13 protein-coding genes and 1 tRNA gene are annotated in these 12,768 nt (G+C 37.7%); 9 read left to right on the top strand and 5 right to left on the bottom strand.

Going from position 1 to position 12,768, the window contains the following annotated elements:
• Window positions 1-3: 3 nt before the first annotated feature.
• Complete coding sequence (locus BQ4443_RS08090) at window positions 4-657, top strand: CoA transferase subunit B (RefSeq protein WP_023948809.1); 654 nt, start codon at window positions 4-6, stop codon at window positions 655-657.
• Window positions 658-1,235: 578 nt separating this feature from the next.
• Entirely contained in the window at window positions 1,236-1,895 is a 660-nt protein-coding gene (locus BQ4443_RS08085; protein ID WP_256330949.1) for a C40 family peptidase, read from the top strand.
• 212 nt (window positions 1,896-2,107) lie between these two features.
• Here the strand turns inward: BQ4443_RS08085 and BQ4443_RS12440 are convergent, their stop codons facing one another.
• Complete coding sequence (locus BQ4443_RS12440) at window positions 2,108-2,254, bottom strand: hypothetical protein (protein ID WP_023948813.1); 147 nt, start codon at window positions 2,252-2,254, stop codon at window positions 2,108-2,110.
• Between the two features lie 30 nt (window positions 2,255-2,284).
• Window positions 2,285-2,623, bottom strand: coding sequence for a DUF2325 domain-containing protein (locus tag BQ4443_RS08080; protein ID WP_023948815.1), 339 nt, complete (start codon window positions 2,621-2,623; stop codon window positions 2,285-2,287).
• 148 nt (window positions 2,624-2,771) lie between these two features.
• Between BQ4443_RS08080 and BQ4443_RS08075 the strand changes: the two genes are divergently transcribed.
• The 3 genes from BQ4443_RS08075 (at window position 2,772) to BQ4443_RS08065 (ending at window position 6,859) form a co-directional block, all read left to right on the top strand.
• Window positions 2,772-3,485, top strand: coding sequence for a TetR/AcrR family transcriptional regulator (locus BQ4443_RS08075; RefSeq protein ID WP_173391495.1), 714 nt, complete (start codon window positions 2,772-2,774; stop codon window positions 3,483-3,485).
• A 183-nt stretch (window positions 3,486-3,668) separates the two neighbouring features.
• The gene (locus BQ4443_RS08070) at window positions 3,669-4,994 is read left to right on the top strand and encodes an OmpP1/FadL family transporter (RefSeq protein WP_071058545.1); all 1,326 of its coding nucleotides are present in this window, start codon (window positions 3,669-3,671) and stop codon (window positions 4,992-4,994) included.
• A gap of 191 nt (window positions 4,995-5,185) precedes the next feature.
• A complete protein-coding gene (locus BQ4443_RS08065) occupies window positions 5,186-6,859 on the top strand; it encodes an AMP-binding protein (RefSeq protein WP_023948820.1) in 1,674 nt (557 codons plus the stop codon).
• Window positions 6,860-6,925: 66 nt separating this feature from the next.
• Here BQ4443_RS08065 and BQ4443_RS08060 read toward each other — a convergent pair whose 3' ends face one another.
• A complete protein-coding gene (locus BQ4443_RS08060) occupies window positions 6,926-7,867 on the bottom strand; it encodes a CysB family HTH-type transcriptional regulator (protein WP_071058544.1) in 942 nt (313 codons plus the stop codon).
• 181 nt (window positions 7,868-8,048) lie between these two features.
• Here BQ4443_RS08060 and BQ4443_RS08055 point away from each other — a divergent pair.
• Window positions 8,049-8,124: transfer RNA gene (locus BQ4443_RS08055), tRNA-Arg, on the top strand.
• Between the two features lie 161 nt (window positions 8,125-8,285).
• Here the strand turns inward: BQ4443_RS08055 and BQ4443_RS08050 are convergent.
• Together BQ4443_RS08050 and xerD are read right to left on the bottom strand one after the other, a co-directional pair.
• Window positions 8,286-8,780 carry an aminoacyl-tRNA deacylase gene (locus BQ4443_RS08050; protein WP_023948824.1) on the bottom strand — a complete coding sequence of 165 codons (495 nt, stop codon included), beginning with the start codon at window positions 8,778-8,780 and terminating at the stop codon, window positions 8,286-8,288.
• 2 nt (window positions 8,781-8,782) lie between these two features.
• On the bottom strand, window positions 8,783-9,670 hold the full coding sequence (xerD, locus tag BQ4443_RS08045) for a site-specific tyrosine recombinase XerD (RefSeq protein ID WP_023948826.1): 888 nt from the start codon (window positions 9,668-9,670) through the stop codon (window positions 8,783-8,785).
• Between the two features lie 115 nt (window positions 9,671-9,785).
• Between xerD and BQ4443_RS08040 the strand changes: the two genes are divergently transcribed.
• From BQ4443_RS08040 to BQ4443_RS08030, 3 genes are all read left to right on the top strand, one after another.
• Window positions 9,786-10,700, top strand: coding sequence for an AEC family transporter (locus BQ4443_RS08040; RefSeq protein WP_023948828.1), 915 nt, complete (start codon window positions 9,786-9,788; stop codon window positions 10,698-10,700).
• Between the two features lie 197 nt (window positions 10,701-10,897).
• Window positions 10,898-11,431 (top strand): tRNA (adenosine(37)-N6)-threonylcarbamoyltransferase complex ATPase subunit type 1 TsaE, encoded by a 534-nt coding sequence (gene tsaE, locus BQ4443_RS08035; protein WP_023948830.1) that lies wholly within the window; start codon window positions 10,898-10,900, stop codon window positions 11,429-11,431.
• Window positions 11,383-12,732 (top strand): N-acetylmuramoyl-L-alanine amidase, encoded by a 1,350-nt coding sequence (locus BQ4443_RS08030; protein WP_052019170.1) that lies wholly within the window; start codon window positions 11,383-11,385, stop codon window positions 12,730-12,732. The genes tsaE and BQ4443_RS08030 overlap by 49 nt, the downstream gene beginning before the upstream one ends.
• Window positions 12,733-12,768: the final 36 nt, after the last annotated feature.

The raw sequence follows: 12,768 nt of genomic DNA, 5'->3' as shown, positions 1-12,768 counted from the left end.
AACATGGCATGGAATCGTGATGAAATGGCTGCTCGTGCAGCAAAAGAATTACAGGACGGGTTTTACGTTAACTTAGGTATTGGTTTACCTACACTTGTCGCTAACCATGTTCCTGAAGGCGTGGAAGTTTGGCTACAATCTGAAAATGGTCTTTTAGGTATCGGTCCTTTTCCTACTGAGGAAGAGATTGATGCTGATATGATTAATGCAGGCAAACAGACCGTTACTACTCTACCTGGCTCATCTATTTTCTCCTCTGCGGACTCATTTGGCATGATTCGTGGCGGCAAAATTAATCTAGCTATTCTTGGTGCAATGCAAGTTTCAGAAAAAGGTGACTTAGCTAACTGGATGATTCCAGGTAAAATGGTTAAGGGCATGGGCGGTGCCATGGACTTAGTCGCTGGCGTTGGTCGTGTAATTGTTCTTATGGAACATGTTGCTCGCAAAAAAGACGGCACCGAAGACCTTAAAATTCTTCCGGAATGTACATTACCTTTAACTGGTCTGAAAGTAGTTGACATGATTATTACCGATTTAGGTGTCATGGAAGTAACTTCTAGTGGCTTAAAAGTAGTAGAACTTGCACCAGATGTAACCAAAGAAGAAATTCAAGCCAAAACAGGAGTCAAACTTGACTTTTCTTGCTGCAAATAAAAACTCTTTTATTTGAACAAGCAATAAACAAAGGGGCTAATTCATAGCCCCTTTGTCCATACAAATCGACACCATCGCTTATTCGTCTATTTTTCCCTTCTTACTAACTTTCCTCTCTTATCTTTATTTGTGCTTTAAATTTGTACTTTAATCTTAATCCTCTCAACAACCATTATCTGATTCAAACCCAAAAAACAATTAAACTATTTATTAAAAAAGCAATAGATTTACCCTTTTTTTAATAAAAAATTATTTTTTTGTTGTTTTTTATTCACAAATAAAATTTTTATTGTAACAGACAAGTATGCTATTTTTTACATCTAATTTTGTTAGTTATTCGCATTTTTATATGATTTTGTTATTAACTTTCTTTAACTATCGTTAATTTCTGTTAAGTCCAAAGGAATGTTAATTTTTCTGTCAAATAAGTTTGATATTTTTTGATTTTAATCAGAAAAATCACTAAGAATTTTACTTAATAATCCTTGAGAAGTGCTTGATTATTAAGTAAACTCTAACCAGGTCAAAACAGTGACCCGTAGAGCATACAAACCTATTACAATTTATATTATATGACTATGAAAACAACTCTTTCTTTTTTCACAAAAGGATTAGGTGCCGTTTGGCAGCGTCTTTTCCTTGGAGCAGCACTGGCGAGTACGCCTGTACTTTTCTCCGCAGCTCAAGCACAAAACCTAGATTTAATTGGTTCTTTAATTAACAAATCTTCAGCAAATTTATCACAAAGCTCTTGGTCAGCAGATGTTAGCGATCCTATTGGTTCATTAATTGCTGATGCCAAACTTGACCGCTCCAAGCGTGATGCGTCGATTTCTACAACGTCTAAGTCATCAGCAAGTGCGTTAGCACAAGCGGCACTTAACTATGTTGGTGTGAGATACCGTTTTGGTGGTGCAACTCCTCAAGGTTTTGATTGTTCTGGTTTAATCTACTACACAGCCAGCAAATACATGGGTGTACAATTACCCCGTGTTAGCTCATCAATGGCAAACGTAGGTCAATCAGTATCTCGTGATGAACTACAACCAGGCGATTTAGTATTCTTTAATACTCGTGGTTTCCGTAATTCACATGTAGGTATTTATTTAGGGAATAATGAATTTTTACATGCACCTCGTACAGGTTCAAGTGTTCGTGTAGAAAAATTAAGCAATTATTGGTCTCAGCGTTATAACGGTGCTCGTCGCATACCAATGAATCAGATTGCGAAAAATTAATTACTCTTTTTTATAGACAAAACAAACAAAGCAAAAAGGTACACTATTGTGTACCTTTTTGCTTGAATAACTAGCGACTCCTTAGCGATAATTTTGGCGTACAGGTTTTTCAAGTCTTAAATTCTTAGTTACTCTTTTTCAATTTATGTCTATTCTCTATATCTAAAAAGCTACCAATACAGAGAATTTTTTAGTTACAAAAATTGATATTTTCAGTATATTACTTGCCACGTTGGTGCCGGCTTAATAAACAATGAATAATTTGTTTGTCCCGCATTAGTCGAAACAGAAACACCAACCAATGACCACACAACCACCACTGCGATTAGCCCCATCAATAAACGATGCACTACTTGCATATTCCCCCCTCTTATTCTACGGAAAATTCACTATCCCCTTTTACTAGGACAGTTTGCACAGCGCACATGAGGACATTGCTCTAGTGCTTGCTTCATGCTACATACCGAGCGTTTACACGCCACAATAGGAATATTTTGCTTTTCTGCCGCCGCCCGAAATGATTTCATGACGTTATGCCCTAGAAAGTCTGTTAATAAGATTAAGATTTCAGTACCACTAGGCAAAGCAAGATTCTTTTTTTGATGCGAAGGATCACGCCCCGAAATATGTTTATTGATCTTAATATTGTGCTCTTTTAGCACATCTGGTAGATTACCTAGACGATCAGCACCCACCACTACGGCATTCATTGATAAAGATAATTCCATAATTAATCTCCTATTTTTTTATATTCTAAATGAGAATTATTATCATTACAATAAATTTATGCTTTTTCTAAAATTTTTTTCAGATAATCATACATTTCATCATATTCATATATAATCACTGTATTAAACAACTGTTCGTTTTTAAGATATAAACAAAATGCGTAAAGCCGAAATTACTAAAAAAGCTATTCTGGATGCTGCTGAGCTCCTATTTGTTGAAAAAGGCCATGAGAATGCATCTATGCGTGATATTACGCAAATGGCAAATGTAAATTTGGCGGCTGTCAATTATCACTTTGGTAGCAAAGATGAACTTATTATTGCGGTCATGAAACGCAGATTAGGTGCAATTAATAATGAACGATTACGCTTACTTGACGAATTAGAGGCTAAAGCAAATGGCCGCCCTCTTAAACCCTCTCTAATTGTCAACGCATTTTTTGGCTCGTTATTAGAGCATGCCGGTGATGAACACCACGATGGAGGCATTTTTTTGCGTTTACTTGAGCAAACAATGGTGAACCCGAGTGGTTTTATTAGCGCAATTGTGGCAAAAGAAAATGAAATCGTATTTGAACGCTACAAACAAGCTTTTTTCAAAGCTTTGCCAGGCGTCCCCGAAGAGGAAATTATTTGGCGTTTCCAATTTATGCTAGGTGCTACGTCTTATGCTATTTCTGGTGTAAAAGCACTTTTAGAAGTAACTGATCATCAGCCCATCAATGCAGCCAAACTATATGATCATTATGACAATAAATTAAAGCCTCGCTTATTAAGCTTTATTCTTGGAGGACTACGAGCACCCTTACCAAGATTCCCAGACACACATCAAACCAATCAATTATCTGCTGAACCACATTGAAAATAGCATGCACCAAACCTCTTTTCTCTTTGTAAAAAGCGTAAAACGTCTCTCATATACAACACTCTAGTAGTATTGCTGATAATAATTATTCCGGAAAAGCGACAAAATAGCCTTGTTTGTCACAAAAATGAAAACAGATTTCAAATAACGTTTAAAATTCTGTTTTTACTGGAGAGAAAATTGAGATTTTTTAATTTACATACCCTAGCTATCAGTTTAAGTTTAGCTGGTCTTTCTAGCCTAGCCCATGGTGCAGGTTTTAATCTATTAGAACAATCGAACAGTGGTTTGGGCAATGCCTACGCTGGATCTGCTGCCATCGCCGAAAATGCTAGCACTATTTACTATAACCCCGCTGGCATGATGAAACTTGATGGGCTCAATATTTCAGGAGGAGTCTCTGCCATTGGTCCTTCTTTCAAATTCACGGATGATCAACAATCAACAGTCCCTCTAGCGCTAGCTGGTAAAGTACCTCCCGGTGGTAACGGTGGTGAAGCTGGTAGCTGGGCTTTAGTACCAAACCTCTACACTAGTTATAAAATTAATGAGAAAATGGCTGTTGGTTTGGGTATCAGCGTACCTTTTGGACTAAAGACTGAATATGATGATAACTGGATAGGTCGCTACCACTCACGTTCATTCGATATCAAAACAATCAACATCAATCCATCAGTCGCTTTTAAACTAACACAGGGTGTTAGTCTTGGTCTTGGCTTAAATGTGCAACACATTCAAGCCACTTACAAAAAAGCAACACCAGTACCTATTCCACACCCTATAACAGGACAAATTATTGGTGTCACTACTGGTGATGTAAAAACAAAAGTAAGCAATACTGGCGTTGGCTTTAATGTCGGTCTATTATTTGAACCATCTGAAGATACACGTATTGGTATCTCCTATCGTTCACGTATCAAGCACAAAGCTAAAGGTGATACGGATTTAGATTTCACTGTACTTAACCCTGCCACTGGTGCACCTATGTCCGTACATAGAAGCTCTGACGCATCAGCGACAGTATCATTACCTGATTTAGCCATTTTATCTGGCTATACCCGTCTGAATGATAAATGGGAATTATTAGGTGATATTTCTTGGACTGGTTGGAGTAGCATTCCTGAGCTCACGATTGAAAATAAAACTTTGCCAACAGCTAGTTTAAACTTACGCTTCAAGGACTCTTGGCGTGTTGCAGTCGGCGCTAATTATCAGCTTAACGATAGTTGGAAATTAAAAGGTGGCTTAGCATGGGATCAATCACCAGTCCGCTCAACAGAAAACCGCCCTGCTTCATTGCCTGACAAGGATCGTTTCTGGCTAAGTGTTGGTGTGCAATATAAACCTGCTACCAATACAACCATTGATGTAGCCTATACTCATCTATTTGCCTCAAAAGCAAAAGTAAATAATACTAATGATGATATTGCCAAATACGGTCGTCTAAGTGGCTCATACAAAGCAGATGCCAATGTAATTGGTATCCAAGTATCTCATCGTTTCTAATTTAGAACGATTCATATGACTTGTGGGTGGATTTTGGCTTCTGCCTCCACCCCTTTTCTTTTAGTGCAGTTATTTTAAATAGTAACTAATTTACTTCCATAATAAAGCGAATTACTTAGTATTTAAAAGAAGAAAGATATAAAATAGCACATATTTTTTCTAATAGACAGCCCACTCCGGAGATAAAAAGAATGGAAAGAATCTGGTTAAAAAGCTATCCTGAAGGCATTCCTGCCGATATTGATCTCAATCAATATCAATCTTTAGTTGATATTTTTGAAGACTGTGTAAAGCGTTTTGCTGATAATACCGCCTTTATTTCATTAGGCGTTAAACTCACTTACAGGGAGCTGGATAAATATACGCGTGATTTTGCTGCTTGGCTACAAAATCAAGGGGTTAAACCAGGATCTCGCGTTGCCTTAATGATGCCCAATATACTGCAATATCCAATTTGTTTATTTGGCGCTTTACGTGCTGGTTGTGTAGCTGTTAATTTTAACCCTATGTATACCTCGCATGAGGTAGAAAAACAACTCAATGATTCTGGTGCGGAAGTCATTGTTGTGGTTGAAAATTTTGCTGCAACACTACAAGCCGCCTTGCCCAATACACCAACCATAAAAAAAGTGGTGGTATGTTCAATTGGGGGTATGCTTGGTGCAAAAGGTAAGATTGTCAACTTTGTAATTCGACATGTTAAAGGCATGGTGCCTAATTGGCATATACCTCACCATATCCGCATGAATACGGTTTTCGAAGAAGGAAGTAAATCAATTTTTACGCCTCTCAAACTTACTCATGATCATCATGCCTTCTTACAATACACGGGTGGCACAACAGGAATTCCCAAAGGAGCTATTCTCACTCATGGCAATATTGTTGCCAATGTATTACAAGCCAATGCATGGGTCCGTGCATATACCACAGAAGGTAAGGATCTTATTATTACTGCCCTTCCTCTCTACCATATTTTTGCCTTAACCGCGAATTGTTTAACCTTTATGTGCTTAGGTGCAAGTAATTTATTAATTATTAACCCCCGTGATCTTAAAGGTTTTGTTAAAGAGATTGCTCAATACAAATTTACAGCATTTACAGGAGTAAATACCTTATTTAATGCATTAATCAATAATCATGATTTTAAGAAAATAGATTTTAGCTCACTAAAATTGACACTTGGTGGTGGCATGGCTGTGCAACAAAATACAGCAGACAAGTGGAAAGCATTAACTGGTGTACCTTTAGCGCAAGCTTATGGATTAACAGAGACAAGTCCTGCCGCTACTATTAATCCATTAGATGCACAAGAGTTCAATGGTTCAATTGGTTTGCCTATTCCTTCTACTTACGTCAAAATCGTGGATGATCATGGGCAAGAATTACCTCTCAATGAAGTGGGAGAGATTCTCATCAAAGGACCACAAGTGATGAAAGGTTATTGGGAACGTCCAGAGGAAACAAGTAACGTCTTTGATGCTGATGGTTATTTATGCACAGGTGATATGGGATACATGAATGAAGATGGCTATGTATTCCTCGTCGATCGCAAAAAAGATTTGATTATTGTTTCTGGCTTTAATGTCTATCCAAACGAAGTTGAAGATGTAGCCGCCAAACATCCTGGCGTATTAGAAGTGGCAGCGATTGGCATTGATAATGGTGCAGCTGGTGAATTAGTCAAATTATTTGTGATACGTAAGGATCCCAATTTAACCGAAGAGGAAATCATTAATCACTGTCGCGCAGAGCTAACCAACTACAAAGTACCTAAAAAAATTGCGTTTGTTAATGATTTACCTAAAAATAATGTAGGTAAAATTTTAAGACGAGAGCTACGTAATAAAAAATCTAATTACGTCTAACTTCTTAATGGCTACGATTAAACTCCCTTTGGTAAGCACTTATCAGAGGGAGTTTTTTTATATGACTTATTTAGGCGGATTTAATAATTCTTCTATTTGTTTATGCGTATATCCTGGCGAACACATTTTGATAAAAGCATAGATATAATCACGTGCAAAGACACCTTTTCGTAAAGCCAGACGAGAAATATGTGTTCCAAATAAATGCCCTACAGGAATACCAACTAAATTTGTATCCCGACGAGGATTAAACGCTACGCCAGAAATAATCCCTACACCTAAATTAACATCCACATATGTTTTAATCACATCTGCATCAATAGCCTCTAAAACAATATCAGGTTTAATATTTGCCTTGGCGAAACAAGCATCAATCGTACGTCTACCAGAATAAGCACTATCATAGGTAATCAAAGGATATTGGGCGATTTGTTCAAGTGTAATATTCTTAGCTTGACTTGACGTTAATTCTGTTAATGGATGATCAGGTTTAACCACTACAGTATGAGACCACTCATAACAAGGGAATGTTACCAGACCTGATACTTGTGCTAATGTCTCTGTTGCCACCGCTACATCAGCCTCCTCAGACAACAGCATATTAGCCAGATGCTGTGGACTACCCTCAGCTAAAGATACACGAACCTTAGGAAACAGTTTTTTGAAATTTAAAATAATTTCTGGTAAAAAATAACGTGCTTGAGTATGGGTACATCCAATAATTAATTCCCCCTCATCTTGCCTTGCATATTCATCACTGACTCTTTTTAAGTTATCAACCTCTCGCATAATGCGATCAACAACTTCAGCCACTCTCTGACCAGGTTTAGTTAAACCTTTGATGCGTTTACCATGACGCTCAAAAATTTGTAACCCTAACTCATCTTCAAACTCAATAATTGCTTTGGACACACCTGGTTGGGAGGTATATAACGCCAGTGCTGTTTCAGTTAAATTAAACTGATGACGAATAGTTTCTCTAATATATCTAAATTGTTGTAAATTCATACGTAGCCTCTTAATATGCTTATTATTATAATGAATATCAACCATTTCTAATATAACTTATTTTTATATTCATATATAAAAAATTGTGGCTTTATATGTTTGCAATCTACTACCAAGAATCATGCTCTAGTAGTCGTTCGGTATAATTTGATGCACTAAATGGTCTATAATACGCACATGACTCCCTGTAGTTCAACTGGATAGAACAAGTTCCTCCTAAGAATTAGACGTCGGTTCAAGTCCGGCCGGGGAGGCCATCAGCCTTTTTCTCATGCCAATAAAATTTAAATTTTATTAAATATCAATTGGTTATCAAAAAAATTTATTACTAATCTTCTCTTATAACACCTACCTAGCACTACAATTTGTAGGTATGAAAATTCGACCTTTGAAAATAAGTATGAGTGTAGGTACTACTTTATCCATGAGCATTGGCCACTTCTACTGGTTTTGCACCGAGTAAGTCAACCAAGCATTTAGGGTTAAGACTTAGAATATATCCTCTTTTCCCACCATTAATATAAATTTTATCCATAGCCAAAATACCTTTTTCTACCCAGACAGGCATTTTTTTTCGTGTACCAAAAGGAGACGTACCACCTATCTGATAGCCAGAATGTTTAGGCGCATTAGTGGGATTTGCTACTTGGATTTTTTTCACATTTAATTGCCGTGCTAAATTTTTGGTAGAGACCTCACAATCTCCATGCATTAACACTACATGAGGTTTACCTGCATCATCCTCAAAAATCAATGTTTTAACAATCCGATGTTCTTCTACACCTAACTGCTTTGCTGTTTCTGAAGTTCCTCCATGCTCAACATACTCATATTGGTGCTCTGCATACGCTACTTTATGCTGTTTCAGAAATTGAGTTGCTGGGGTTTCAGATACGTGTTTATTTTTACTCATAATCAAGCTCTTGGATGATGTTTTTGGTGTAATTGCTTTAAGCGCTCTCTAGCAACATGGGTATAAATTTGTGTTGTGGAAATATCGGCATGTCCCAATAACATTTGTACAACACGTAAATCTGCTCCATGATTTAATAAATGGGTAGCAAATGCATGGCGTACCACATGAGGAGAAAGTGGAATCTTGATACTCGTTTGGGTCGCGTATTTTTTGATAATTTGCCAAAATGCTTGGCGTGTCATACTGGTCCCAAAGCGAGATAAAAACAACTCATCATTCACCTTATTTCCCAACAGTTCAGGCCTAGCTTTTGTCATGTATTCACGCAAATAATATTCGGCTGTTTCCCCCATAGGTACAATTCTATCCTTTCCCCCTTTACCCATAATTACTCGGATAACACCTTCATCAATATTAATATGCAATGTTTTAAGGGTTACCAATTCGGTCACTCGTAAACCTGTCGCATAAAGCGTTTCCAGCATGGCTCTATCACGTAACCCTGCTATTGTCTCTGTATTGGGTGCATTCAGTAATTCCTCTACTTGTGATTCACTAATACTTTTAGGTAAACGCAAACCTTGTTTAGAGGCGATTAACGATAAGGTCGGATCTTCCTTCAAATAATGCTGGCGTAATGCCCATTGACAGAATCGTTTTAGCGTAGCTAAGCGGCGATTTGAGGTGCTCGCTTTAACCTCAGCATTCATATGGATAAACCAAGCTCGTGCAACATCCGCATTAATATCTGTCAATGACAACTGCTTTGTCGTTAAAAAATCATAGAAATCATTTAAATCTTGTCGATAAGCACTTAAGGTATTTTTAGCTAACCCATCTTCAAGCCATAATGAATCAATAAAATTATCTATTAACTCTTTATTCATAGAGAATACTAGACTGTAAAATTTTAATCATATACTATTGTAACTATTGCATAAATACCTTCACACTCTCTTATGCAATAAGATATTAATTTAACCACACAAACTACTTCTTACTATGGAACTCGCGTATTTAATTTTGCCAGATTGTATCTTGGTGACTATAGGTTGGCTTTTAAAAAATAAATTCAAATTTACCGCTGAGTTTTTTACTGGTTTAGAAAAGTTAGTCTATTTTGTGTTGTTTCCCGCGCTGATGATTCGCTCTCTAACCATGGCACCAATTTCATTTGCTAAAGCGAGTAATTTTTTAATCATCTGTTTATTGCTGGCATTTACTGGTTTATTCTTCTCCTATCTCTTAAAAAAATATTTACGAGTTGACCCAAAATCTATTGCTTCATCAGGTCAATGTGCCTATCGTTTCAATACCTATATTGGCCTATCTTTAGCGCCTGCCATTGCTGGCTCTGATAGTGCCGCAGTCATGGCCATTCTTATCGGTTTCTCTGTCCCGATTGTCAATGTGATTGCTGTTAATAGTATGGCAAAACATCAAGGCAACAACCCACTGATTGAGGTTCTCAAAAATCCTCTTGTTCTCTCGACGATTTTTGGTTTAATGTTGAACTTTAGTGGCATCACTATTCCAGCACCACTCAATGCAACCTTAGCTAAACTATCACAAAGTACCGTACCTCTTGGTTTAATTTGTGTGGGTGCTGCCTTAATTCTACAAACAGGAACTCAACAATTTAGCCTTATTTCTTGGTTAGTTGGCATTCGTTTATTAATTATGCCTATTGTTGCTATCATTTTAGCGTTTATCTTTGGGCTCAACTCAATTTCGAGCCAAACCTTAATTCTATTTGCCGCCTTACCAACCGCATCAGCCGCCTATATCTTAGCGGTACGTATGGGTGGTGACGGCCGTACCGTGGCATCAATTATTTCAATCGGTACAGTAATATCGGTCTTAACCCTGCCATTATGGATATTTATTAGTCAGCAATTATTTCCCATAGTGCCTTAGCGAACAGTATACAATAGTTTCCAGTACTGTCGTATGCTCTTGTAAAAGCTGAATATTCGGCAAGATACTTTTTACCAAAAACTTATAGTTAAAACGCTTAAAATAGAGGGAAATAGTTCAAATTTAGAATTATTTACATTTTAATTATTTCGCTCTACTACAGCAAATTATTTTTTTGCCCTAAAAAAACCAACGATATGCATACTAACACTCTCGAAAAACAGACATTGTTTCTTGCTGATGAGGAAGCTACTATTCGATTGGCCACCGCAATGGCAGAGCCAATAAAGCAAAGATTATCAACTACTTGCGATATATTAGATACGTCATATCATATCCATTTGAAGGGTGATTTAGGTGCTGGTAAAACATGTTTTACGCGTGCATTTTTACAAGCATTAGGCGTCAAAGGACGAATTAAAAGCCCAACCTATACCTTAGTTGAAAGCTATAAAGTTTCTAGATTATACTTATATCACTTTGATTTTTATAGATTTAATGAGTCGAGTGAGTGGCAAGAAGCCGGTTTCCGTGAAAATTTACTTGAAAATGCAGTAGCAATTATTGAGTGGCCAGAAAAAGCCGATAAATCTTTACCTGCGCCAGATGTTTTATTACATCTACATTATCAAGAGTCAGGACGAATCGCCGAACTCAACGCTTATTCGGAAAAAGGAAAGTTATGGATCGCACAGTTAAGCAATCATCAGGAACTACAACGCATAGAATAACTCGTCGCCAAATTTTAGGCACTGGTATTGCTATGCTATCTTTACCAGTAGTTTCCAAAGTTGCTCATGCCGCTGCGGCACAAATTCTTGCTGTTCGCACATGGCCAGCTGATGAATATACTCGTGTTACATTAGAATTAAACTCTCCTATTAAGCACGAGCACTTTACGCTTGATAGCCCGGACCGTTTAGTCGTGGACTTAGAAGGTCTTGATATGAGTGAAGCCTTAAATTCACTCATCTCGAAAATTAAACCTAACGATCCTTATATCTCTAAAGTACGTGTGGCACAAAACCGTGCTGGAGTCTTGCGTTTAGTTATGGACTTAAAACAAAGTGTAGTACCTCAAGTATTTACACTAAAGCCTGTAGCCAACTATCAATATCGTTTGGTACTTGACTTATATCCCAAAGTAGCCAAAGACCCTTTAGCGTCATTAGCGAGTAATATAGCTAGTAGCGATGATCCACTAGCTGGTATTATTAGCAACATCAATAGTTCTCGTCCAACAGCATCAGTCCCTAAAGTCTCTGGTCAAGTGACTCCTAGCGCTCCTGCTATCGTTAGCACTCCCCCAAGACAATCAGGATCAGGGGCATCTAGACCTATCCTAATCGCTATTGATCCTGGTCATGGTGGCGAGGATCCAGGGGCAACAGGTCCTCGAGGTACGCGCGAAAAAGACGTCGTATTATCTATTGGTCATCAATTAAGAAACCTAATCAATTCACGCTCTAATATGCGTGCTTATATGACGAGAGATTCTGATTTCTTTGTCCCTTTACAGGTTCGTGTACAAAAAGCGCGTCGAGTCAAAGCAGATATTTTCGTTTCTATCCATGCAGATGCGTTTACTAATCCAAACTCACGAGGGACATCAGTATTCGCTCTATCACGCAAAGGTGCCTCAAGTGCAGCGGCTCGTTGGCTAGCACAAAAAGAGAACTCGGCGGACTTAATTGGTGGTCTAGATATTGGTCAGCATGATAAAAATACGGCAAGTGTCCTACTGGATATGTCCACCAATGCTCAAATTAATGACTCTCTAAAAATTGGACATCGTGTATTAGAGCAACTTTCACGAATTAATGGTTTACAAAGTCGCCGAGTAGAGCAAGCTGGGTTTGCTGTATTAAAAGCACCCGATATTCCTTCCATTCTCATTGAAGTAGCATTTATCTCTAACCCTCAAGAGGAAAATTTCCTGCGTCAATCGTCTAACCACTATACCGTTGCACAAGCGATATTGTCAGGACTAGATGGTTACTTATCTACTAATCCTGCCTTGGCTCGTGGTTAATACATATAACGATAGCATGTAAGCAATAAGTGGCTC

It is taken from the genome of Pelistega sp. MC2 (assembly GCF_900099475.1).
GTDB lineage: Bacteria > Pseudomonadota > Gammaproteobacteria > Burkholderiales > Burkholderiaceae_B > Taylorella > Taylorella indica.
This window is presented reverse-complemented; position numbering and strand designations above follow the sequence as displayed.